At 69.2% G+C, this 22,818-nt stretch carries 17 protein-coding genes and 1 pseudogene; 8 read left to right on the top strand and 10 right to left on the bottom strand.

Annotated features, from left to right (window positions below; translation table 11 throughout):
• Nucleotides 1-5: 5 nt before the first annotated feature.
• The 5 genes from ACYQ26_RS06230 to ACYQ26_RS06210 all read right to left on the bottom strand — a co-directional run bounded on the left by ACYQ26_RS06230 (nucleotide 6) and on the right by ACYQ26_RS06210 (nucleotide 5,847).
• Nucleotides 6-1,241, bottom strand: a complete 1,236-nt coding sequence (locus ACYQ26_RS06230; protein WP_459807998.1) for an inositol-3-phosphate synthase — start codon at nucleotides 1,239-1,241, stop codon at nucleotides 6-8.
• Nucleotides 1,242-1,495: 254 nt separating this feature from the next.
• Nucleotides 1,496-2,851, bottom strand: coding sequence for a glycosyltransferase family 4 protein (locus tag ACYQ26_RS06225; RefSeq protein ID WP_459807996.1), 1,356 nt, complete (start codon nucleotides 2,849-2,851; stop codon nucleotides 1,496-1,498).
• Nucleotides 2,848-4,515, bottom strand: a complete 1,668-nt coding sequence (locus ACYQ26_RS06220) for a sulfatase (protein WP_459807995.1) — start codon at nucleotides 4,513-4,515, stop codon at nucleotides 2,848-2,850. Before ACYQ26_RS06220 ends, ACYQ26_RS06225 begins: the two co-directional genes overlap by 4 nt.
• Nucleotides 4,512-5,504 (bottom strand): glycosyltransferase family 2 protein, encoded by a 993-nt coding sequence (locus tag ACYQ26_RS06215; RefSeq protein ID WP_459807994.1) that lies wholly within the window; start codon nucleotides 5,502-5,504, stop codon nucleotides 4,512-4,514. Before ACYQ26_RS06215 ends, ACYQ26_RS06220 begins: the two co-directional genes overlap by 4 nt.
• A 64-nt stretch (nucleotides 5,505-5,568) precedes the next feature.
• On the bottom strand, nucleotides 5,569-5,847 hold the full coding sequence (locus tag ACYQ26_RS06210) for a hypothetical protein (RefSeq protein WP_459807993.1): 279 nt from the start codon (nucleotides 5,845-5,847) through the stop codon (nucleotides 5,569-5,571).
• A gap of 243 nt (nucleotides 5,848-6,090) precedes the next feature.
• Between ACYQ26_RS06210 and ACYQ26_RS06205 the strand changes: the two genes are divergently transcribed.
• From ACYQ26_RS06205 to ACYQ26_RS06190, 4 genes and pseudogenes are all read left to right on the top strand, one after another.
• Complete coding sequence (locus ACYQ26_RS06205; RefSeq protein WP_459807992.1) at nucleotides 6,091-7,092, top strand: potassium channel family protein; 1,002 nt, start codon at nucleotides 6,091-6,093, stop codon at nucleotides 7,090-7,092.
• Nucleotides 7,093-7,400: 308 nt separating this feature from the next.
• On the top strand, nucleotides 7,401-9,422 hold the full coding sequence (locus tag ACYQ26_RS06200; protein WP_459808287.1) for a copper-translocating P-type ATPase: 2,022 nt from the start codon (nucleotides 7,401-7,403) through the stop codon (nucleotides 9,420-9,422).
• Nucleotides 9,423-9,509 (top strand): annotated as a pseudogene (locus ACYQ26_RS06195) (SHOCT domain-containing protein); the annotation flags it as partial.
• Between the two features lie 166 nt (nucleotides 9,510-9,675).
• A complete protein-coding gene (locus ACYQ26_RS06190) occupies nucleotides 9,676-10,029 on the top strand; it encodes a four-helix bundle copper-binding protein (protein ID WP_459807991.1) in 354 nt (117 codons plus the stop codon).
• Between the two features lie 164 nt (nucleotides 10,030-10,193).
• On the opposite strand, the gene ACYQ26_RS06185 is transcribed toward ACYQ26_RS06190, so the two are convergent.
• The 3 genes from ACYQ26_RS06185 to ACYQ26_RS06175 form a co-directional block, all read right to left on the bottom strand.
• The gene (locus ACYQ26_RS06185) at nucleotides 10,194-11,531 is read right to left on the bottom strand and encodes a permease (protein ID WP_459807990.1); all 1,338 of its coding nucleotides are present in this window, start codon (nucleotides 11,529-11,531) and stop codon (nucleotides 10,194-10,196) included.
• A gap of 178 nt (nucleotides 11,532-11,709) precedes the next feature.
• On the bottom strand, nucleotides 11,710-12,573 hold the full coding sequence (locus tag ACYQ26_RS06180) for a hypothetical protein (protein WP_459807989.1): 864 nt from the start codon (nucleotides 12,571-12,573) through the stop codon (nucleotides 11,710-11,712).
• Between the two features lie 170 nt (nucleotides 12,574-12,743).
• On the bottom strand, nucleotides 12,744-14,228 hold the full coding sequence (locus ACYQ26_RS06175; RefSeq protein ID WP_459807987.1) for a sulfatase-like hydrolase/transferase: 1,485 nt from the start codon (nucleotides 14,226-14,228) through the stop codon (nucleotides 12,744-12,746).
• 165 nt (nucleotides 14,229-14,393) lie between these two features.
• On the opposite strand from ACYQ26_RS06175, the gene ACYQ26_RS06170 reads away from it, so the two are divergent.
• Nucleotides 14,394-15,881, top strand: a complete 1,488-nt coding sequence (locus ACYQ26_RS06170; RefSeq protein WP_459807986.1) for a glycosyltransferase family 1 protein — start codon at nucleotides 14,394-14,396, stop codon at nucleotides 15,879-15,881.
• Between the two features lie 122 nt (nucleotides 15,882-16,003).
• On the top strand, nucleotides 16,004-17,269 hold the full coding sequence (locus ACYQ26_RS06165; protein WP_459807985.1) for a sulfatase-like hydrolase/transferase: 1,266 nt from the start codon (nucleotides 16,004-16,006) through the stop codon (nucleotides 17,267-17,269).
• 101 nt (nucleotides 17,270-17,370) lie between these two features.
• On the opposite strand, the gene ACYQ26_RS06160 is transcribed toward ACYQ26_RS06165, so the two are convergent.
• Together ACYQ26_RS06160 and ACYQ26_RS06155 are read right to left on the bottom strand one after the other, a co-directional pair.
• Nucleotides 17,371-17,919: an iron transporter gene (locus ACYQ26_RS06160; RefSeq protein WP_459807984.1), complete on the bottom strand. Its 549-nt coding sequence runs from the start codon at nucleotides 17,917-17,919 to the stop codon at nucleotides 17,371-17,373.
• Nucleotides 17,920-18,212: 293 nt separating this feature from the next.
• Nucleotides 18,213-19,610, bottom strand: a complete 1,398-nt coding sequence (locus tag ACYQ26_RS06155; RefSeq protein ID WP_459807983.1) for an APC family permease — start codon at nucleotides 19,608-19,610, stop codon at nucleotides 18,213-18,215.
• Nucleotides 19,611-19,766: 156 nt separating this feature from the next.
• Between ACYQ26_RS06155 and ACYQ26_RS06150 the strand changes: the two genes are divergently transcribed.
• Together ACYQ26_RS06150 and ACYQ26_RS06145 are read left to right on the top strand one after the other, a co-directional pair.
• Nucleotides 19,767-21,425 (top strand): ABC transporter substrate-binding protein, encoded by a 1,659-nt coding sequence (locus tag ACYQ26_RS06150; RefSeq protein WP_459807982.1) that lies wholly within the window; start codon nucleotides 19,767-19,769, stop codon nucleotides 21,423-21,425.
• Complete coding sequence (locus ACYQ26_RS06145; protein WP_459807981.1) at nucleotides 21,422-22,765, top strand: APC family permease; 1,344 nt, start codon at nucleotides 21,422-21,424, stop codon at nucleotides 22,763-22,765. The genes ACYQ26_RS06150 and ACYQ26_RS06145 overlap by 4 nt, the downstream gene beginning before the upstream one ends.
• Nucleotides 22,766-22,818 lie beyond the last annotated feature (53 nt).

Below are 22,818 nucleotides of genomic sequence, written 5' to 3'. Positions count from 1 at the left end.
CGCGGTCAGTCGTCGGTCGCGGGTTCGGGCGTCGGTTCGGCCGCCGTATCGGCGCGGTGCCGGACGTACTCGTACAGGGCTTCGAGCTGGCGCGAGAAGTCGTGCTCGTCGACGCCCTCGGGCGCCTTGAAGAACGAGGCGAGGTGGGGCTGGAGCCCGCCCTCGCCGCGTTCGTCGGCGTAGGCCAGCAGCCGCGCCAGATCGAGGGTCAGCGGCGCTGCCAGCGCCGAGTCCGAGCCCTCCCAGGTGAACTGCATCGTCATCTCGGTCTCGAGGAAGCCCTCGAAGTGGACGTAGTCCCAGGCGGTCTTCCAGTCGCCCAGCGACGGCGTGTAGTCGATCCGCACGCGGTTGTGGTCGATGTCCGGCAGGATGCCGTCCAAGATGCCGCCCTTGCTCGCGAGCTTGCCGGCCTTGTTGCGCTCGTCCTCGAGGACGCGTCCGTCGGTGTTGCCGAGGATGTTGTGGCCCTCCCAGCTCATAACCCGCAGGTTGCGCCCGGCGAACATGGGCGCGAGCGCGGCCTTGACGAGCGACTCGCCGGTCTTGCCGTCCGCCCCCATGTGGGGAACGCCCTCCTCGTCGGCGAGCTCTTGCAGTCCGCCGAGCGAACTACCCGGGCTCGGCGTGAAGTTCGCGTAGGGGTGGCCGTCGGCGAGCGCCGCGTACGCGTACAGGGAGCTCGCGGGCAGGTCGCGGTCGTCCTCGTCGATCGCCCGCTCGAGGGCCTCGCGCGTGTCGTAGCGTTCCGGCTCCGCCAGTTCGGGCTCCGTCGAGGCGACATTGACGACGATCAGGCGGTCGAGCCCCTCGCGGTCGCGGAAGTCGGCGAGGTCTGCCCGCAGCCGGTCGACGATCTCGGCGACCGTCCGGTCGGCCTCGAGCGGTTCGCCGTCGGCCAACTCCCGCACGCGGGGGCCGCAGTTCAGCGCCGTCCCACGTCGGATGCGATCGTCGATCCGCTCGAGGTCGTCGGCGACGGCCTCGATCGTCTCGCTGGCGGGAACGCCGCCCCGGTCCGCGAGCTCCTCGGCGCCCTCTCGGAGACGCCGGTCGCTGATATCGTGGCCGCCGAAGGTCAGGTCCGAGACCGCCGGCAACTCGAGCGACGTACACGGCGGGCGTTCGGTGACCATGCCGGTCGTGGACGTCTCGCCGCGGGCGATGGCACGGGCGCCCACGATCGCCGTCGTGGCGATGTTCCCGCGAGCGCCGACGAACCAGACGCCGACGTCGGTCACGGTCGACCACCCCCGTCGAACCGAGCCGCCGCCTCGGACTCAAGGCGGGCGTCTGAGCGCCCCGCCAGTCCGGTTCGAACGGAAACGGGGACGGAACCGACGGACGTCCGAGGTCGGTACGGCGAAGCGGCCGCCGCAGCCCTTCGTCGATCTGGCGCGGGTCCGAATCGACCGATTTGCTCCGTCGACGGAGACGTCGAAACGAACGCCATGTACGGGATCACTACGCGAGGCAGTAAATAGGTGATACCGACTCAAGTATTCGATAACGACAGGTGTGAACGAATGTCCGACCGGTCGTCCGAGGCCGGCGGGCGCGTCCCGGTTCGAGCGGCCTCCAGTATCGCGAGGTACCGATCGACCTGCTGCGAGACGGTGAACCGATCGCGCACCTTCATCCGTCCCGCGTCGCCGAACGCGGCCGCACGCTCGGCATCGGTCAGGAACGATTCGAGCGCGGCGGACAGCGCCGACACGTCGCGCGGATCGACGACGCGACCGTCGACGCCGTCGGCGACCAGTTCCGACGCGCCGCCGAAGGCGGTCGTGACGACCGGCGTTCCGGCGGCGAACGCCTCGAGGTTGACCGTCGGGAACGGATCGAGGTGGACCGACGGCGAGGCGACGACGCGGGCCGACCGGAACGCCGTCCGGAGCGCCGGGCGGTCGATCCAGCCGGTCGCGACGATGCGGTCGGCGGCCGGGCCGGCGAACTCCCGCATCCGGTCGACGTAGTCGTCGTCCCCGGTGACGAGGAGTCGCGCGTCGATACCGTCGTCGACGAGGCGAGCGAACGCGGCCGCGAGGTGGGCCGCCCCCTTCTCGTAGCTCGTCCGGCCGCCGAACAGGACGAACGGGGCGTCGCCGAGCCCGTGGCGGCGCCGGAATTCGGTCGGGGCCGGCGCCGCAGGGTCCGGCGGCTCGAACCTCGAGGCGTCGATCCCGTTGCGAACGACCCGGTCGCACTCGACGCCGTTGACGGCGAGACCGCGCCGAAGGCGCTCGCTCACCGCGACGCCGACGTCGACGCGCTCGGCGATGCACCGCCGGTTCGCCTCGGTCCGCGGCGGAAAGTACCGAAGGCCCTGCTCGCGAAACTGCTGGCGTGGGGAGACGCGGTACGCGGACGCCGGAATCGCGGCGCTATCGGCGTCGGCCGACAGCGGCGGCGCGCGCTCCGCGACGACCGTGAGTTCGCCGTAGGAGACGGTGCCGGCGTCGTGGAACGTCTTGACGAGCGGGACGCCGCGCTCGTCGACGATCCGCAGGCTCGCGTTCGAGAGGTAGTGCGCGTTGTGCGCGTGGACGACGTCGGGAGCGATAGCCGCGATGACGTCCGGGAGCGAGCGTTCGATCAACGGGTTTCGGACGGTCAGGTACGGCAGGAGTCGGCGGGGGCGGGGCGTCCAGAGCCGGTGGACGACGACGCCGTTCTCGACCGAGCGGCCGACGTCCGCGCGGTCGGTGACGGTCGTCACGACGTGGGTCTCGCGGCCGCGCTCGGCGTAGCCCTCCGCGAGCTGCGCGGCGATCCGCTGCGCGCCGCCGCGGTCCCACGGCGGATAGCCGTCCGAAAGCAGACAGATGCGCACGTCGTCGATCCCGGTCATCGGTATCCGAGTTCGGAGAGCCGGTCTTCGACGGCGGCCGGCATCTCGCGCTGGCCGGCCGCGTCCGCGTCGGTTCCGTCGGCCGTGCCGAGACCACGACCCTCGCCGTCGTCGATCTCCTCGAGCGTCTCCTCGAGGCGCGTTCGAACGTCGTCGGGCACGTCCTCGAGAGAGACCGGCTCGGCTTCGTTCCCCTCCCAGTCGATCCGTCGGGCGCGGTACTCGGGTTCGCGGTCGCCGCCGGGAGCGGCGCCGAGCAGGTCGAGTTTCCACTCGCCGAGGATCGCGCTCCGGCGCGGTCGAAAGAGGTCGACCGTCGGAACGCCGTCCGGCGGGTGGGACCGGACGACCCCCTCGTACGACGCGCGGGCGACCGCTCGCGGCTCGTCGGCGGGGAGCAGCGACCGAGACGGCTCGTGCTCGAGGCCGGCGAGCGCGCGTACGGTCTCGGCGAGGTAGTGCGGTTGCACGAGGTCGTCGCGGTCGTCGTCCTCGAAGACGCCGGGGTAGCGCACGACGAGAGGGACCCGGAGCACCGGTAGGCGGATCGAGGCCTGATGGTCGAGCAGCGTTCGCTCGCTGCCGCTGTCGCCGGTGCTTCCGGTGCCGCGAGTACCGGCGGTACGGTCGGCGACCGACTCGGCGAGGTGCTCCCCGTGGTCCCCCGTGAGCGCGACCAGCGTCTCGTCGGCGAGCCCGTAGTGCTCGAGGCGCTCGACGATCGCGCCGATCACGCGGTCGGCGTACCGCACCTCGTCGGCGTACCGCGTCCGGAGGTAGGTCCGCTCGTCGGCGGTGAGGACGCGGTCGCCGGTTCGAATCGCCCAGATGTCGTCCATCAGCGACCCTACGTACTCGAGTTCGTCCTCGTAGTCGTCGCAGCCGGGCGGCCGGACCGCGTCGGTCCGGAACGGCTCGGGGACGTAAAACGGGAGGTGCGGGTCCATGAGGTGGACGTACGCGAAGAACGGCCGGTCGTCGTCGCCGTCGGCCGCCTCGGCGAACCGCTCGTCGGCGAGTCGCGCGGCGCGTTCGCTCGCGCGGACGTCGTCGAGCCAGGCGTCGCCGGTCGCCTCGGCGAGTTTGAACGCCGCGGCGTTGCCGAGGCTGCGCAGCGGCGCGTCCGACTCGAGCGCGCGCCGGACCACCGTCGCGTACCACTCGGGACCGCGGGCGACGCCCCGTGAGAGGTCGCGCACGTCGCGGCCGCCGTCGAAGTGGCGGTGGCGGGGGCCGGTGAACTCGTCGACGCGGTCGAACCCCGCCCCCTGCGGGAGCCAGTCGCCGATCCACGTCTTCGGCGAGAGGTGGATCGTGCGGTAGCCCGCCGCGGACAGCTCCCGCTGGAGCGTCGGCCCGTCGTACTCGAAGTTCCGCGACGTCGCGCCGTGCTCGTGTGCGTCGCGCCCGGAGAGGAGACTGGTCACGCTGGGCAGCGTCCACGGCGCGGGCGCGATCGCGCGCCGAAACAGCGTGCCCTCCTCGGCCAGCCGCGCCGCGGCGGGCGTCTCGACGGTCGTCTCGTTCCGAGAATCGTCTCCGCCGAAGACGCGTCCGCCGTAGGGCTCGAGGGCGTCCGCGCGGCAGGCGTCGACGACGAGCAGGAGGACGTTTGGCCGCGATCGGTCCGCCTCGCTCGCGTCGGTCGGCCCGGTCGCGGTCATCCGCTCGCCTCACCTCCGCTGGCACCGCTGCCGCCGTCGACGCCGCCGGAGCGAACCGCCCGATCGGCGCGGACGAGCGCGCGCTCGAGTCGCTGCTGGACCGCGTAGAGGACACCCATGCCGACGTCGTACGCCGTCTCGGAGCCGGTCAGCGAGAGGAGGTACGCCGCCACGGCGTTCCCCCGCGTCGGATCGAGGCGGATCGCCCGCTCGAGGTACGGGCGGCCTTCCGCGACCCGACCCGCTTCGCAGTGGGTCGCGCCGGCATCCGCGAGCAGCCGCGCCCGCGTGTCCCGCGGGAGATCGTACTTCGCCTCGAGGCGCTCGATCGCCGTCACCAGGCACTCGGGGTCGGCGGAAACGTTGTCGCCGGGCTCCCCCTTCACGACGAGCGGCTCGTCGACGTACGCGAACCGCCGCGTCCGGGCCAGCCGCATGCAGAGGTCCCAGTCCTCGAAGCAGGGCAGCGCCTCGTCGAACCCGTCGACCGCCTCGAGCGCCTCGCGCTCGGCGACGAGCGTCGACGTGTAAGTCGGAACGGCGAGGTGGCGCAGTTCCGACCGGACGTCGCCGGAGGCACCCGATCGGGTGATCGGCTCGCCCTCGCGCTTCTCGATGCCGCAGTAGGCGACGCCGTAGTCGGCGGGGGCGTCCCGGAGGGCCGCCGCCCGTCGCTCGAGGGCCGTCGGCCGCCAGCGATCGTCGGAGTCGACGAACGCGACAAGGTCGCCGCTCGAGCGCTCGATACCGCGGTTGCGCGCGGCGCTGACGCCCTCGGGCCGGTCCCGTCGAACGTACTCGAGGCGCGGATCGTCGATTCGGTCGACGACCGCCCGCGTTCCGTCAGTCGAGCCGCCGTCGATCACGAGCAACTCGAGGTCGTCGTAGGTTTGCTCGAGGACGCTCTCGATCGCCCCCGAGAGGACCGACGCGCGGTTGTACGTCGGGAGCACGACGCTCACCGCGGGATCGTCGGCAGACGGCGTCACGGTTTCCCCTCCGTTCGGCGACGCCGACAGCCGTCGAAAAAAGGCGTTCCGAGGCCGTCCCACGTCATACCGAGTCCCGGTCGACGAGCTTCGAGAAGCGACTGTCCTCCTCGTAGACGAGCGCGAGATCGCTGTCCTCGAACTCCTCGAAGAACTCGTCCCAGGAGATCTCCTCGAGGTTCTCGTCCTCGTCGCCGAAGTCGATGCGGAGGAGACCGCCGTCACCGTCGTCGCCGCCGCCCGTTCCCTCGACTCGCGCCGGCTGTCCGCCGTGTTCCTCGGCCCATTCGCGAATGGTTTCGTGGTCTGTCGTTGCCTGACTGTCGCTGTCGTCGTCGGCCACCGGAGATCACCGTTCGGGTCCACATCGATCGGCCACATAGTGGTGTAGCGAGCATATTCCGGCCGGTCGTAGCGGCCGTCGATACCTGGTCCATCCCACCACGGAGCATTTTGGCGTCGCGGCCGAAGTCGAACGAAAGATGGGACGCCCGAACGCGACTGTCCCGGCCGGTACCGCCCGCATCGATTCGAGTGGACGCATCTCGGCCCGACGAACCGGCGCCGTCGTCGAGGAGGACGGCGCGTGAACCCGCTCTACCTCGGTCTCGGCGTGGTCCTACTCGCCGTTACAGTCGTCGACCTGCTGTGGACGACGCTCTGGGTCGAAGGCGGTGCCGGCCCGCTGACGTCGCGGGTGATGGCGTGGACGTGGCGGCTCGTTCGATGGGTAGGGTCCCAGAACGATCGAATACTGAGCCTCTCGGGACCGCTCGTTCTCGTCTTCCAGCTCTCCGCGTGGATCGCGTTCCTCTGGATCGGGTGGACGTTTCTCTTCGCCAGCGCCAGGGGAGCGCTCATCGATACGCTTGGCACTCGAGCGATCGGCTGGTCCGAACTGCTCTACTTCACCGGATACACGATTTTCACCCTCGGAAACGGCGATTTCGTTCCCCGTGGCGATCTCTGGCAGCTCATAACCACGCTCGCCACCGCGACCGGAATGCTCTTTATTACGCTGAGCGTCACCTACGTGCTCTCCGTCCTCGGAGCGGTCACCCAGAAACGGTCGTTCGCCAGCAGCGTGAGCGCCCTCGGTTCGCGAGGGTCCGAAATCGTCCGGACGAGTTGGAACGGAACGGCGTTTCAGGGGGTCGACGTGACCGTTCGCGCACTTGCATCGCAGTTGGAGACGCTCACCGCGAACCACAAGGCGTACCCGATCCTCCACTACTTTCACAGCAAACAGGCAACTCAAGCGCCGACGAGGAGCATCGCGCTCTTCGACGATGCGCTGACCCTCTACAGGTTCGGCGTTCCGGAACGGGCCCGACCGAGCGCGCTCGTCGTCACGAACGCGCGCTCGAGCGTCGAGAGTTACATCCTGACGCTCGAGCGTGCGTTCATCGAGCCAGCGTCCGACCGCCCGCCCGATCCCGATCTGGAACGGCTTCGCGACGCGGATATACCGACCGTCCCCGACCGGGAGTTCGAGGCGGCGGTCGCGGGCTTGGACGAACGCCGGCGGACGCTGCTCGCCCTCGTCGAGTCCGACGTCCGCGAGTGGCCGGCAGACGAGAGCGCGTAATCCCGTTTCTGACGAAGGGCACACATCCATCACGTCGGGGACCGTACCGGACGAGAACCATGGACGACCGCGACCGCGCGAACGGCCGGAACGCTCGACCGAATCAGGAGGCGGCGTCCGACGACGAGGAGCCGCGAGTGGAACGGTCGATGCTCGAGACCGAGGCGACGAACGCCGGCGAGGCCGAACGTGCGATCGCGGATCGACACGAGTCCGAGACGGATCAGGACGAAACGGGTAGGCGGCACGGGAGCGGTGACCACGACGGTGGGGATCACGGCGACAGCGATCACGACGACCACGGCGGCATGCACGAAGGCCACGAACAGATGTTCCGCCGACGCTTTTTCGTCTCGACGCTGCTGTCGATTCCGGTCCTCCTCTACAGCGAGATGCTGCAGGATTGGCTCGGGTTTTCCGTCCCGGCGTTTCCCGGAAGCGAGTGGATCAATCCGGTCTTCGCAGTCGTCGTCTTCGCGTACGGCGGCGTGCCGTTTCTCCGGATGGCCGTCCCCGAACTGCGGAAGCGCTCGCCGGGCATGATGACGCTCATCTCGATGGCGATCACGGTCGCGTTCGTCTACAGCCTCGCGAGCGTCGTCCTGCCGACCGAGTCGGCGTTCTTCTGGGAACTGGTGACGCTGATCGACATCATGCTGCTCGGTCACTGGATCGAGATGCGCTCGGTCCGGCGGGCCCAGAGCGCGCTCGACGAACTGGCGAGGCTCATGCCCGACACCGCCGAACGGATCACCGAGAACGGCGACACGGAGGAAGTGCCGGTGAGCGACCTCTCCGAAGGTGATCTCGTCCTCGTTCGCCCCGGCGCGAGCGTGCCCGCCGACGGCGTCGTCGAGACGGGAGAGTCGGACGTGAACGAATCGATGATCACCGGCGAGTCGATGCCCGTCTCGAAGGCGCCGGGCGACGAGGTGATCGGCGGGACGATCAACGGCGACGGGAGCCTCCGCGTGCGCATCGAAGCGACGGGCGAGGAGACGACGCTCGCGGGGATCATGCGGCTGGTCGAGGAGGCACAGGAAGGGAAATCGGAGACGCAGGTGCTCGCCGACCGCGCCGCGGGCTGGCTGTTCTACGTCGCCGTCGGCGCGGCGGCCGTGACCGCCGTCGCGTGGACGGTCGCGACCTCGTTCGACGCGACCGTGATCGAGCGGGTCGTCACCGTCCTCGTGATCGCCTGTCCGCACGCGCTGGGACTCGCGATCCCGCTCGTGGTCGCGATCAACACCTCGCTGGCCGCCAGCAACGGGATGCTGGTTCGCGACCGAATCGCGATGGAGGAAGCGCGCAACCTCGAGACGATCGTCTTCGACAAGACGGGGACGCTCACGGAGGGCGAACACGGCGTGGTGGACGTGGCGACGGTCGAGGGAGTCGACGCGGACGAGGCGCTGACGCTGGCCGCCGCGGTCGAAGGGGACTCCGAACATATGATCGCCCACGCCATCGGCCGCGAGGCGGACGAGCGCGGAATCGACGCTCCCGACGCCGCGGGCTTCGAGGCGATGAAGGGCCGAGGTGTGCGCGCTCGCGTCGACGGGGCGGACGTCTACGTCGGCGGTCCGAACCTCCTCACCCACCTCGAACTCGAGAGCGACGTTCCCTCGAGGCTGCGACGGTTCACAGATGCGGCCGGCGAGCGTGGGGAGACAGTAGTCTACGTCATCCGCGGTGGAGATCCGATCGCCGCGATCGCGATGGCCGACGTGATCCGCGACTCGAGCCATCGGGTCGTCGAAGCGCTGCACGACCTCGGGATCGAGGTGGCGATGCTGACTGGCGACTCGCGGGACGTGGCCGAGTCGGTGGCCGACGAACTCGGTATCGACACGGTGTTCGCGGAGGTGCTGCCGGAGGACAAGGACAAGAAGATCGTCGAGTTGCAGGAACAGGGAAAACGCGTGGCGATGGTCGGCGACGGCGTGAACGACGCGCCGGCGCTGACCCGCGCGGACGTGGGCATCGCTATCGGCAGCGGAACGGACGTGGCCGTCCAGTCGGCGGACGTGATCCTCGTCCAGAACGACCCGGTGGACGTCGTCCGCCTCGTGACGCTGAGCCGGAAGAGCTACCGGAAGATGCAGGAGAACATCGTCTGGGCGGCCGGCTACAACGTCTTCGCGATCCCGCTGGCGGCTGGCGTCCTCGCACCGTTCGGCATCCTGCTTTCGCCGGCGGTCGGCGCGCTGTTGATGTCCCTGAGTACGGTCATCGTGGCGATCAACGCCCAACTGCTCCGCCGGGTCGACCTCTCGGTGCCGAACCTGCCCGATGTATCGCCCTCGACTGAGGCACGGCCGGCCGACTGACTCGAGGAACTTCGGCTGGCGTACGCACGGCAACTCACCGACGAGGAGTTCGAGGAGCGACGGGCGCGGCTCCGGTCCGACGAGTAGCGCACAGCGAAAGTCGACCGACGAGGTCGCGGTTATTTCGTCACCCTAATCGGCTTGCGAGCGGGTTTTCGGTCGCCCCTCTGACGACGGTACTGACGGATTTGCGACGAGGTTGCGCATGTTAGCCGCCGTTTTACCCCGACGGACGTGGTCGGTCTCGAACGCAATGGCACTGGAACAGATCGACCACGTGAGCGAGAACGAGGAGATGCAGGAGTGTATCGACAACTGCTTCGAGGCCGCTCAGGCCTGCGAGTGGTGCGCCGACGAGTGCGCCGGCGAGGGCGAGGAGATGGCCGAGTGTCTTCGCCTCTGTCGCGACGTCGCCGACCTGACGACGATGCACGCCCGGTTCATGGCCCGGAACTCGAACTACAGCGCGGAACTCGCCGAGGCCTGCGCCGGCGCCTGCGAGGAGTGCGCCGAGGAGTGCGAACGCCACGACGCCGAGCACTGCCAGGTCTGTGCCGACGTGCTCCAGGAGTGCGCCGAGTCCTGTCGCAACATGATGTCAGCCTAACGGATCGAGACCGATCGGCGCCAGTCGGCTCGCAGCGGCTCGAGATCCGCCGATCGCCGCAGTCGGACGCCGCTTTTTTCTCCGCAGTTCGAACGGCTACCGCGATCGGGAGTCGGGCAGCGCCCGCGTCGTTACGGGGCCCGACTGAATCTACCGCTCGACGATCAGTCGGACGGCTGCGCGTGCGTCTGCTGTTCGCCGCCGCTCTCCGAACTCGAGGAACTCGAGCGGTGGAGCCAGTAGAGGACGGCGAACAGCGCGGTGGCCAGCACGTTCAGCACGAGTTTGTAGTTCAGTTCGATCGAGACCTCGGCGACGGTCGCGCTCGAACGCGGAGGGATCAGCCCCAGCCCCGCAAACAGGAAGTGGACGACGACGCCGACGACGACGGCGGAGACGAAGATCATTCCCGAGAGGACGGCGGCGAACGTCGTCCCGTAGTACTCGCGGTAGGCGTCGACGATCGGCGGGACGATCAGATCCGCGTAGATGTAGGAGAGGACGCTCCCGAACGGCAGTCCGTTCGTAAAGAGGACGGCCGCGAAGGGAACGTTGCCGACCGAGCAGACGAACGTCGCGACGCCGATGATCGCGCCGAGCGCGGACGTCCAGACGACGTACGTGGGCATCCCGAGGATCGGCCCGGAGAAGATCGACGTCCAGACGCTGCGGGGGATGAACCCGGAGATGAGCCCCGCGAACACGAACCCGATGGCGATCTCGTCCCAGAGCATCCCCCACTCCTTCCACTGCTTGTCGGCCAGCGCCTTCCACCCCGACAGCGAGGTCGCCTGTTCGCGGATCGTCGTGTTCGCTTCCTCGGGGTCGAAGCTCTCCATGCACGACTGCGAGCAGAAGTAGTACGTCTGGCCGTCGACCTCGGTCGAGTAGTCGGTCTCCTCGGGGTTCACCTCCATCCCGCAGACGGGGTCCTGCGCGGTCGGCTCGCCCTCCTCGAGAACGTTCTCGCGCGCCCCCTCGACGATATCGTCGGGGATGACGTAGACGAAGCCGAGCGTCATCAGCCCGATCAGCAGGAAGCCGCCGATCACGTCCGCGGCCAAGAACTGCCACCCGAGCAGGAGCACGATTACGGCGCCGATCTCGATGACGAGGTTCGTCGACGCGAACATGAACGCGCCGAGCGACGCCGCCGCCGACGCCCCCTTCTTGAAGAGGTTCTTCGCGGTGGCGATGGCGCTGTAGGAGCACGACGACGAGACGAATCCGAACAGCGACCCGTAGCCGATCTCGCGCGGGCCGTGGCCCTCGAGCAGGTCCGAGACGGCCTCCGTCGAGGTCCACGCTTCGACGCCGCCGGCGATGGCGAAGCCGACGACCAGCGCCCACCACGTGATCCACGCCATGGCGGCCGTCGTCGTGAGAAACTCGCGCGTCCCTTGCACGAAGAACTGTCCGAGCGGTTTCGACGTCGTGGCGACGCCGATGCCGACCACCGCGATCGCGACGAGTACCAGGATCGGGTACTCCTCTCGATCCATATGTGAGAGTAGGGGACGCTCGTTTACCGGGGTTGGGACTAGCGATGTGACGGCACACAGGGCTCGAGGGTTTCGTTCCCCAACCGAAGCGGCGGACCGATTTCGGCTTGCAAAGTGCGACCGGCCGCGACGGTCGCGAGCGGCGCCGGACGGCCCCTCTCGAGCGGGGCACTGATCGTTACTCGCCGTCCTCGGAGCGGTCGTCGGACGTCGCTTGCTCGTCAGCGTCGTCCGCTTCGGTCTCCCCGGCGGCGTCGGCGTCTCCGTCGTCCTCGTCGTCGCTCGAGTCGGCGGGCGCGACGGCGCCTTCGCCCGTCCGTTCGGGGGCCTTCGCCGAGGTCGGCTCGGGATCGGTCCCCTCGCGGGCCGGATAGGACTGTTCGGGATGGGGTCCCGCCGCCTCGCTCGCTTCGTCGGCCATCGCGGCCTCCGAGAGGTCGATCTCGGTGGGTTCGTCGTCGCTCTCGGGATGCAGCCGCGTGTCGTGGGCGGTCTCGTCCTCGAGGTGGGTCTCCCGGTGGGGGTCGGCCTGTTCGCCCTCGACGAACCGGAGGTCGCCCTCCTCGTCCCCCTGCTCGTCGGCGTCGACGTCGGACCTGTCGGACATCCCGCGCGGGTTCGGCTCCGTCTCCGACACCGATGCCGACTGGTAGACGCTGGCCGACTCGTCGGCGTTGCGCTGGGCGCCGAGATCCGCTTCGGCTTCGGCGTAGGCCTCGTCGGAGACCCGCTTATCGCCGTCTTCGTCCCGGCGAGCGTCGGCGCCGGTTTCGACGGTGTCCCCGCCGCGGTCGGTCCCTCGCTGGCGCGCGCCGAGCGCGACCAGTCCGGCGCCGGCCAGCGCCAGCACCGTCGCCGTCGCGCGGCCCTTCGTCTTCCGAACTCTCGTCAGCGCCGATGCAAGCGTCGCCCCGCCGGCGAGCATCGCCAGCGAGCCGTCTCGACTGCGATCTTCGAGCACCGAGCGGATTCGGGTCGTAGTCGACTGCGCGGTACTGGAATCGTCGTCGGTCGCCTCGAGAGAGTGTGACTGTGATGACATTGTGGATCGTCGTTCGTCGATCGTGTCGAGCCGCGGTCGCGGACTCGATCGCAAGCGCCGTCTGGAGGGGACGTACACTCCGGACACGGTTGAATGCTCGTCCGGCAGCCGCTCGCAATCGATGACCATCACCGTCATGTGAACGCCGCTCCGACGGCGACGCGCTCGAGTCAGCGGTAGCCGAGCCGATCCAGCCGTCGCTGCACGTCCCGCGAAACCTCCCGCTCGGCGGGTCGGCCGGCGGAATCGCCGTCCGGCGCCGGACCGTCGCCCGGTTCGGCCGCCGCGTCGGCGTCCGCCCTCGGCTTCGATCGCGCGCCCGGCCACGACGGCAGCGCCTCGAGCAGCGCGGCCTCGCGGTCGTCCGCGAGTGTACACGGAGTCTCCTCGGGGAGCGAAAAGCCGGCGACGACGCCGTCGCCGGCCGAGACGAGCAGCTTTCGATCGCCGTCGTACACCGCCTTCTTCTCGTAGCCGTAGCGGGCGCTCTCGACGAGCAGTCGGCGGTCCTCGACGCTCGCGGCCAGCGACGTGCCGGCGACTCCCGACGGAGCGGGGAGGCCGACCGCCTCGAGGACCGTCGGCGCGACGTCGATCAGCGAGCGCCGGCCGTCGGGATCGGGCCGGTTCGAGGCGGACTCGAGGGCCGCGTCTCCCTCGCGAATTCGGTCCGCCGCGGCGCTCGTCCCGCCGACGCACAGCGGGACGCGAGCCACGGCTTCGTACGGCGCGCCGCCGTGGCCGACGCAGTAGGCCGGCCGGGGATCGGCGAACCGGTCGGCGGCGAAGGCGGCGTGTTCCCAGAACGCCTCGCCGTGATCGCCGCAGACGACGACCAGCGTCTCGGGGAGCAGTTCGTCCGCGCGGGTTCGAAACGCCGACAGGCGATTGTCCACGTACTCCGCGGCCGCCCGGTAGAGGCGCCGGCGGTGGGTCCGGTAGCGCTCGACGGTCGGCGAGGCGGACGGGTCGGCGACGTCCTCGAACCGCCACGTCCGGACGTCGGGAATCGTCTCGTCGACGTCGCGGGCGTCCCAGTAGTCCGCCGGCGGGTCGACGGGCTCGTGGAGATCGCCGAGGTGGACGTAGGAGAACGTCCGCTCGTCGCGGCGGTCGGCGAGCCACTCGAGGTGGTTCGACAGCACGCGGTCGGCCGACGCGTCCCGGTACAGCTCGTGCGACCCGAAGCGGCCCGAGAGCGCGAGGAAGGGGACGATCATCGAGAAGACGCCGCGGGTCCGGTAGCCCGCTTCGGCCAGCCGTTCCGGGAGCAGTCGACAGTCGGACCGGGGCTGGGGCGGCAATCCAGTCATATCGGCGACCGAGTGCTCGAAGTCGTCGACGCGGCGGATCGCGCCGTGGTCGTGGGGATACCGACCGGAGAGCAGCGACGCGACCGCCGGAAACGTCCACGTCGACGGGGACACCGCCGCAGTACCTAGCATCGAGGCGAGGTGGGGCGTCGTCGAACTGTCGACCGCGTCGGCCCGGAGCGCGTCGACGACCACCACCACGACGTGCTGGGGCGCGTCGTCGACCAGTTCGGCGGCCGCACCGGCGGACGTATCAGCGTCGACTCGCCGACGGAACTCCCGATCGGCCCGCCACGTTCGCACCCGATCCCGCGTCCGCGATCCGAGCGCAGCCTCGAGCATGCGGTGGACCGACGACGACGACGGTGATGTCGTTTCGGGGTGAATGAGCAACCCGGCGCCGCTCCCACGTTCAGGCCCGACCGCGTCGATGCCTGTGGGCGGCCTTCCCTCTGCCGGCCCGACCGTTTTGCCCGCACCGACGGAACGGTCCGACGACGTCCGTCCATGCGCGTCCTGCTCGTCCCCGAAGTCTACCGGCGAACCGACCTCTCGGCCAACGGGACGGTCTCCGACGCCGTCGCGTGGGTCGACGACTGGCTCGAGCGCGACCCGTCGATGCACGTCTACTGGCTCCTGCCCCCGCGGGAGCGGGCCGACTACGCCGCGGCCGACGTCCGCGCCGACCGCGACCGGGTGACGCTGCTCGAGGCCGAGCCCTACGGCGACGCCCTCGAGCCGACCGCGCCGTTCACCGAGGACGGCTACAGCGAGGCCGAACTCCGCGCGATCGCGGAGGGGATCTACGACCGCGGCGCGTATCTCGACGCCGTCGTCGACGGGCGCCGCGCCGGCCGCCGGACGCTGGTCAAGTGGCTCCTCGAGCGCGTCGACCAGTGGGCGGCCCGCGTGCGGCCGTTCGACGTGATCGCCAACGTCCACGACCTCCAGGTCCCACGGAAGTACCGCTACTGCTCGTACCGGGACCGCTACCAGGGGCGGATGGCCCTCTGCGAGGCCGCCTTCGCCGACGGCATCTGGTTCACCGCCCCCGTCGACGCGCGCCGGTTCCGCGAACGCGCCGACGAACTTCTCGAAGACGACATCCTCGACGACGCGCTCGAGCGCAGCCGCGAGATCGGCGGTCCGCTCTGCTTCGACCGGTTCGAGGAGTCCTACGCCGACCGGCCGCAACGGCTCCACGTCGCGGGCTCGCTCTGGGAGAAAAAGCACGCGGACGCCGTCTTCGACATCGCCGCGTCGCTTCACGATCGGTACGGCGTCCGGACGGTGCTGACGAGCGTCGAAGACGTCCCCGTGCGGTACGCGAGCCGGGAGTGGGTCGAGGCCCACCCGAACGCCGACCGCGAGACCTACGAACGTGCCCTCGAGCGCGGCGACCTCGCGATCTGCGCCAGCGAGTACGAGACGCTCGCGCGGACGTGGTTCGAACAGGCCGCCAACGGCCAGGTGCTGCTCCTCCGCGAGGAGCCGTGGGTGTACGACTGCGTCCCCGAGGACCACCCGCTGGTCGCGCCGCTCGAGGAGCTAGAGGGGCTCGCGGCCGAGGCCGTCGAGCGGTGGGACGACGCGGTCGCGGCCAACCGGGACCTCGTGGCCCATCTCGAGCGCGTCCGCGCCCCCGGACGCGTCGGCGAGCGGACGTACGAGGATCTGCGGCGCCGCGTCGACGCCAAGGAGGCGCGGTACCGAGATGCGTCCGCGGACGGAGAGGTATTCCCTGGGAGCACGAACGAAACCGACGACCGACCGATCGTCTCGATCGTCGAAACCGCGCTCGAGGACGTCGACTTCGACCGCATCGCGCTGGATACCGTCCGCGAGCGGGCGACTACCGTTGCGGACGACCCCGGCGGCGACGGTGAGACGGTCGCCGCGACCGACGTCGTCTACGCGCTGCGGGCGCTCGGCTGGCGGGACGTCGGCGATCCGGGAACGCCCGCGTTCGAGCGCCGCGAGCGGCCGGACGGCTGAGCGACGACCTCGAGATTCCCGTCCATCTCCGGTCGAAACCGAACCGAGCACCGCGACCGCCCGGTGCATGGGCATGGGTATTCACAGGCGCCGTATTTGGCGGTAGCCGTCGACGGAGTCGTATGCCGGCGCTGCTGCTCCTGACGATCGACTCCTTGCGGGCGGATTACGTCGGTCCGGGGACGTTTCCGAACTGCTGGGAGACGTTCGAGACCGAGTTCGTCCGCTTCGAGCGCGCCCTGGCCAACGGCGTGGCGACGCCGCTTTCCGTTCCGACGCTCCTCACCGGCCGCCACGTCGTCGACGACGGCACGCTCCCGCCCGACCGGCCGACGCTCGCGGAGCTGTACGACGGCCCGACGTGGGCCGCGAGCAACAACCCGCACCTGCGGTCGGACCGCGACTACGACCGCGGCTTCGACGCGTTCAGCGATAGCGTTCCGGACCTCCTCGACGACGGGCAGTCGGCGACGGCCGCTCGAGGGGACGCCGGCGACGAGCCCGATCTGACGCCGCCGCCGAACTCGGCGGCCGAGGTGTGCGCGGTGCTCCGAGACGCCGTGGCGGATCGGCGGGGCTTCTTCTGGGCGCACTTCATCGACCCCCACTACCAGTTCAAACCCCAGCAGGTCCGCGACCGGGAGTACTCGACTCCCTATTCGAACGCCGAGATCCTGGCGATGAACGAGCGGTACGTCGACGGCGAGCCGACCGCCGAGGACCTCGCCTTTCTCGAGCGCTTCTACGGGGAGCAGATCCGCTTTCTCGACAGGCAGCTCGCGGCCTTCTTCGACGACCTTAGGACGGCCGACAGGTGGGAGGACGCGACGATCGTGATCGCGTCGGATCACGGTGAAGCGTTCGGTGAACGGGGCGTCTACAACCACCGGTGGGACGCCGACCCGATCGATTCGCTCGTTCGCGTGCCGCTGCTGGTGAAGTTTCCGGGCAACGAGCGCGGCGGGGAATCCTACGATCACCTCGTCCAGAACGCGGACGTGCTGCCGACGCTCGCGGAGATTAACGACTGGGAGATCGATCAGCCGCCACACGCTCGCCCGCTCACCGACCTCGGGGGGCGCACCGTCGTCTCGAAGTCGAACGGGGCGGTGCGGGTGACGACCGAGGACGGGGCCGCGATCAGGCGACGCGACGGGTCGACGACCGGGGCGGCGTCGATCGACGCGGAGGCCCGCACCGCCCTCGAGTCGGCGTCGATCCCGGCGGTCGAGAAGCTCTCGGGAGCCGTCCCCGGCCTCGAGGACAGTAGGAAGGACGCCGAGGACGGGGATTCGACGGAGGAAGCGGGCGGGGGCGAGGACGGAGGTCTCGAGCAGGGCGAGCGGCGAGCCCTCGAGCGGCGCCTCGAGGACCTCGGGTACCGGTAGTTCGGTCGGGACAGGGGTTCGCCGGTGAGTAGGGACGAGGTCGGGGAGCGGCGGGAGTCCGTCGGCCGGGCCGTCGCCCCGAGGTCCGCCGCTGTGCGATCTTAATCTCGACCGGTTTCGATCTGCACGTCCTCGAACCGTTCCTCGACGGGCTCTGCGAATCGGTCGCCGTTCCGCTCGTCGTGGCGGGGCCACTCCGGCGGGTCGACCTCGACGGTGATCGCGTAGGTGCCGTCGCCGGGGAGTTCGAAGTTCCCGCCGTAGTGGTAGAGACCGGGGTGCCAGAGGAACGGTATCTCGGTCGGACCGACGACCGCGTCGCCGTCGTCCTCGATAGTCACCCGCACGTCTACTCCAGGGAGGAATCGTCCGTCGGCGCGGCTGGCGACGACCACCTCGAGGTGGCAGTTCTCGTTCTCGGCGGGCTCCTCCCACTCCAGTCCGCCGTCTTGCATTCGATACAGACCCTCGGCTTCCTCCTGGGCGAAGCCCACGATGTAGTCACCAGATTCGGTCTTCGCACCGGTTTCGGCGACCTCCTCGATCATGTGTTCGGCCGCCTCGCGGTAGGCGTCGCCCGCTTGGCGGGCGAGTTCGAGGTGGCGCTCGTCTACCTCGTCGCTCGGTTTCAGTTCGGGCATGTTACTCATTGGACACCGACCTCGTCAGGTGGCAAGTGTCTGACGGGAAAGGGATTGGGCTTACCCACGCAACCAACACGACCCGACGTCCAGCGCGGTCGTCACGGTCGCGCTGGCGGGCGCGGCGGGACTGCTGACGTCGGACCACGATCCCCGGACGCGCGCCGAATCGAGCCGCCGAACGGCCGCCGAACGACTGCCCCAGTCGGAGTAGCCTCGGCCGCCGCCGGAACCCGAGCGGCGCTCGAGGTCGTCCACCGCGGTTCTCACTTCATCGGCGCTCGCGATGTCCTGCGCCGCAGTCAGTCGGCGGTACGACCCGACTCGTGATCGAGATAGGGGATCTCCTCCTCGAGGACGTCGCGTTCGAAGTAGAGGAGTTCGACGGCGAACACCGCGACGGCGATGAGGAGCACGGCGTAGAACGTCCCCCGTTCGGCCGTGTAGAGGTGGTAGAACATGAGGACGAACGAGAGGGCGCCGCCGACCGCGCCGACGGCCGGCCAGGTCGCGCCGATGCGGTCGTCGTCCCGCTGGGCGAACGCGAGCGCGCTCATCGCGCCGAAGACGACGATGAACGAGAGCGAGGCGAACGAGGTGATCGCCGAGAGGCTGCCGTAGGCGGTAAACGCCGCCGTCACGGCGCCCAACACGAGCAGCGTCCGCGTCGGAACGCCGCTTTCGCTCGAGTCGCCCGCGCGGTCGGGCAGCAGGTCGTCGGTCAGCATTCCCTTGGCGAAATAGCCCGCGGAGAACAGCGTCGCGTTGATGGCGCTGCCGGTCGAGAACAGCGCCGACAGCGAGATGACGACGCCGGCCGCGCTCGAGAGGCCGACGGCGCCGCCGATCGTCGACGCGGCGTCGACCAGGGCGGTGTGGGGGTTGTTCTGGATGGCGGTCGGCGCGAGGTTGTAGGTCACGAGCGCCACGAGCACGTAGATCGACACCGCGACGGGAATGGAGACGTAGATCGCCCGCGGTATCGTCTCGAGCGGGTCCTCGATGCTCTCCTGATCGTAGAAGAGCAGTTGCCAGCCCTGGAAGGCGACGAAGGAGACGGCGGCCGCCATAACGGGACTGAACGAGGTGAGCCTCCCGGCGCCGATCGAAACGGGCTCGGACGAGACGGCGAGCGCGTACCAGACCCCCGCAATCCCGAACGCGACGAGCACGACGACTTTCACCGAGGTGAGGACGTTTTCCGCCGACCCGGTCGCATGAGCCCCGAGCAGGTTCAGCCCCACGAACCCGGCGACCACGAACACGGAGAGAAGCGGACGCAGCGGGAGTCCGACGACGGTGGCGGGAACTGCGGGAAGCGAAATCGTGAACTCGGCGAATGCGAACGCGTACATCGCCATCGAGCCGACGTACCCGAACAGCAGCGTCCACCCGATCATGCCGGCCAGCGTCGAGTTTCCGGTGAACGACTGGACGAAGGTTACCGAGCCGCCACCCCCGCCGTCGTCGCCGTCCGCGGCCAGTTCGTTCAACCCGATGTAGGAGTACGCGGCGCACGTCGCCAGGAGACCGGCCAGGAGAAACGCGAACCACGTCGCAGCCTGCGTGATTCCGGCGACGACGCCGAGGACGGCGTAGATCCCACCGCCGATCATGCCCCCGAGCGCCATCGAGACGGCTTCGGTGAGACCGAAGCTCCCGTCGGTCATGAGTGGCCCTACGTCGTCCCGCCAACTCATCTTGTCCCACGCATTCGCAATGGACGGGAGCGGGTCATCGGTTCCGACCCGATCTAGCGTACGCTCCTCGAATCGCGCTCGAGCGGCCGGCCGCTCCCATCAACAGCAAGCCGCCGACCCAAGATTTCTCCGTCACAATGGTCGGTACGGTTTCCGATGCGACGGCGAAACCGCAGACGCGACGACGCACCAGTCGGATCCGGTCCTCGAGAGCGGTCGAACGCGGGAGACGCGCGGGACGACCGGAATCGGCCGACGCGACGGGAGGTGCTCGCCGGCGTCGGCGCTGCGAGCGCGGCCGTGCTGCCCGGCTGTTCGACGACGCTGGGGACGGGCCCCGATCCGACGCTCCGGATCGGCACCCTCCGACCGCCGGTCACGCTCGATCCGATCGAGGCCGAATCGATCGGCTCCGAACAGACGATCGAGCGGGTCTTCGAGGGGCTCTACGCGTACGCCGAGGGGACCGACGTCGTCCCGGCGATCGCCGCCGGCGAACCCCGGTACGAGAACGGCCGCCGAGAGGCCGTGATCGAACTCGACGATCGGGCCAGGTTCCAGAACGGTCGGGACGTCGTCGCCGAGGACGTGGTCTACTCGTTCGAGGCGCCCCTCGAGGAGGACGCGCCGACGGCGTGGCGCGTGAGCCCGATCGACTCGATCGAGGCGGTCGACGAGCGGACCGTTCGCCTGTCGCTCTCCGAACCGTACCCCGCGCTCGAGCACGCGCTTACGCACCCGATCGTCCCCCGAGAGGAACGGGAGGACGACAGGGAGGCGTTCGCGACGGATCCGATCGGCGCCGGTCCCTACGAGGTCGCGTCGTTCAGCGCGGAGAAGAAGGCGACGCTCCGGCAGTGGGACGACTACTGGAGCGAGCCGGTCCCGGAGATCGGGCGGGTCACGATGGCCTATGTCGAGTTTCCGATGACCCAGCTGACGAGCCTCCGGACGAACCGTAACGACGCGATCGAGCCGGTGTCGCCCCAGATCGTCGACGACGTCGAGAGCGTCGGGGGTGCAGCCGTGAAACGACGCGAGGGGTACACGTCGCTTTACTTCGGGTTCAACCTGAACGAGGGGCCGACGACCGACCCGCAGGTGCGCGAGGCGATCAGCTACTGCATCGACCTCGAGAAGGCGGTCGCCGACTTCATCGAGCCGATGGGGGAGCGCCAGTACGGCCCGCTCCCGCCGCAAGTGGCCGAGGAGTGGGACATGCCGACCGGGGAGTGGGCCGAACTCGCGAACGAGAAGAACGCCGAACGCGCCCAGCAGCTGTTCCGTGAGGCCGACGAGACGAGCGGCCAACTCCGCATCCTGACCACGATGGATCCGAAGCACAAGGAGCTCGGCGAGGCGCTGGCGGGCGGCCTTCGAGACGCCGGCCACGGCGCGCTCGTCATCTCGAAGCCCGAGACGTCGTACCTCGAGCGGTACGTCTCCGGCTCCGAGCGGGACTACTCGGTGTTCGTCGGCGAGATCTCGGGAACCCCCGATCCGGATTCGTTCCTCTACCCGGCGTTCCACGAGAACGCCGAAGGGACGACCAACGGGACGTTCTACCGCGAGGACGCGGTGATGGAACGACTCGCAAACGCCAGGGAGACGCGCGAGCGCGAGCGGCGGCGACGGCTCTACGAGGCGGCGATTCGGCGGTTGCTCGAGGACCGCGTCTGCCTGCCGATCTCCTCGTACGAGAACAGCTTCGCCGTGGACGGGAACGTTTCGAACTTCCGCGTGCATCCGATATCGAAGGTCAATCCGCGGCTCGTGTGGGAAAACGAGGTCGTCACCGTAGGTGATGGGTCATGAGCGACGACGGCGGTGGAAACGGCGACGGCGACGGTGACGGTGAATTCGGCGTCGGAACGGCCGTTGCGTTAGGCGTCGGCGGGATCGTCGGCGGCGGCATCTACGCGGCGATCGGGATCGTCGTGGCCGCGGCCGGCATCCTGACGTGGTTCGCCTACGCGCTGGCGACGGTCGTCGTGCTCTGCTGTGCGTACTCGTACATCAAGCTCAACGACGCGACCGACAGCGACGGCGGGTCCGTCACGTACATCGAAGAGCTGACCGGGAGATCGACGGTCGCCGGCGTCGTCGGCTGGACGCTCGTCGTCGGCTACATCGGAACGATGGCGATGTACGCGTACGCGTTCGGCATGTACGGCCAGATGATGATCGGCTTCGAGTACGTCTGGGGGCTGCCGATCAGGCAGTTCCTCTCGGTCGGCGTCCTCGCGATCTTCATCGGATTGAACCTGCTCGGCGCGGGCTCGTCGGCGGCGGTCGAGCGCTATCTCGTGTTCGTGCAGGCCGGTATCATCGCCGTCTTCGGACTCGTCGGCCTCTGGTTCGGCGCCGCGAACTATCAACTGGATCTCGGCCTCTCGGAACTCGGATTGAATCCGATCCTCGCGGCCTCCGTCGGCTTCGTCTCCTTCGAAGGGTGGCAGCTGCTGTTCTACGATCAGGAGCAGTTCGACGACCCCGACGAGACCCTCGCGAAGGGCGTCTACATCTCGATCCCGATCGCGGCGGCGATCTACATCCTCGTCGGCTTCGTGATCACGACGCTGCTGCCCGAAGAGGTGATCGCCGCCCAACCCGAGCCGGCGCTGCTCTACGGCGCCCTGCTCATCTCCAAGTGGCTCGCTCTCGGGGTCGGACTCGCCGGACTGATCTCGACGGCGAGCGCGATCAACTCGACGCTGTTCAGCGAGGCCATCTTCGCGAAGAACCTGATCGGCGACGACATCCTCCCCCACGAGATGGGCGATCCCGACGCCGACGCGGCCCCGAGCCGAACCGTGATCGTCATCGGGCTGCTGACGGCCGCGTTCACCATCCTCGGGAGCCTCGAGGCCGTCGTCGAGTTCGCCTCGCTGGCCTTCATCGTCGTCTTCGGCGCGATGTCCGGGCTCGCGCTGACGGTCCGCGACGAGGTCGACCTCAACCCGATCCCGCCGCTGCTCGGTGCGGTCGGGTCGGTCGCGTTCTTCGTCATGCTAACGTGGTACCTCTACTCGCAGCTCCCGGCGGTCTTCTGGCTGGTCGTCGTCATCGCGGCGATCGTCTTCTCGATCGAGGGGCTGTACTTCAAGCGCCAGACGCTCTCGGAAGGCGTCACCGCCGTCGAAAAACGTCTCTGAGCGCCGGCGTCCGATTCGACGGGCGTCGAGTAGTGCGGACCACCGTTCTCGAG

The organism is Halopiger thermotolerans (genome assembly GCF_054654555.1).
The sequence above is the reverse complement of the archived record's forward strand: the minus strand, read 5'-3'. Positions and strand labels throughout refer to the sequence as shown.

Coding starts and splice junctions, on each gene's coding strand:
- ACYQ26_RS06225 (WP_459807996.1), bottom strand. CDS start 2,851: ATGACCGGGATCGACGACGTGCGCATCTGTCTGCTTTCGGACGGCTAT.
- ACYQ26_RS06220 (WP_459807995.1), bottom strand. CDS start 4,515: ATGACCGCGACCGGGCCGACCGACGCGAGCGAGGCGGACCGATCGCGG.
- ACYQ26_RS06200 (WP_459808287.1), top strand. CDS start 7,401: ATGCACGAAGGCCACGAACAGATGTTCCGCCGACGCTTTTTCGTCTCG.
- ACYQ26_RS06190 (WP_459807991.1), top strand. CDS start 9,676: ATGGCACTGGAACAGATCGACCACGTGAGCGAGAACGAGGAGATGCAG.
- ACYQ26_RS06185 (WP_459807990.1), bottom strand. CDS start 11,531: ATGGATCGAGAGGAGTACCCGATCCTGGTACTCGTCGCGATCGCGGTG.
- ACYQ26_RS06180 (WP_459807989.1), bottom strand. CDS start 12,573: ATGTCATCACAGTCACACTCTCTCGAGGCGACCGACGACGATTCCAGT.
- ACYQ26_RS06175 (WP_459807987.1), bottom strand. CDS start 14,228: ATGCTCGAGGCTGCGCTCGGATCGCGGACGCGGGATCGGGTGCGAACG.
- ACYQ26_RS06170 (WP_459807986.1), top strand. CDS start 14,394: ATGCGCGTCCTGCTCGTCCCCGAAGTCTACCGGCGAACCGACCTCTCG.
- ACYQ26_RS06165 (WP_459807985.1), top strand. CDS start 16,004: ATGCCGGCGCTGCTGCTCCTGACGATCGACTCCTTGCGGGCGGATTAC.
- ACYQ26_RS06160 (WP_459807984.1), bottom strand. CDS start 17,919: ATGAGTAACATGCCCGAACTGAAACCGAGCGACGAGGTAGACGAGCGC.
- ACYQ26_RS06155 (WP_459807983.1), bottom strand. CDS start 19,610: ATGAGTTGGCGGGACGACGTAGGGCCACTCATGACCGACGGGAGCTTC.
- ACYQ26_RS06150 (WP_459807982.1), top strand. CDS start 19,767: ATGCGACGGCGAAACCGCAGACGCGACGACGCACCAGTCGGATCCGGT.
- ACYQ26_RS06145 (WP_459807981.1), top strand. CDS start 21,422: ATGAGCGACGACGGCGGTGGAAACGGCGACGGCGACGGTGACGGTGAA.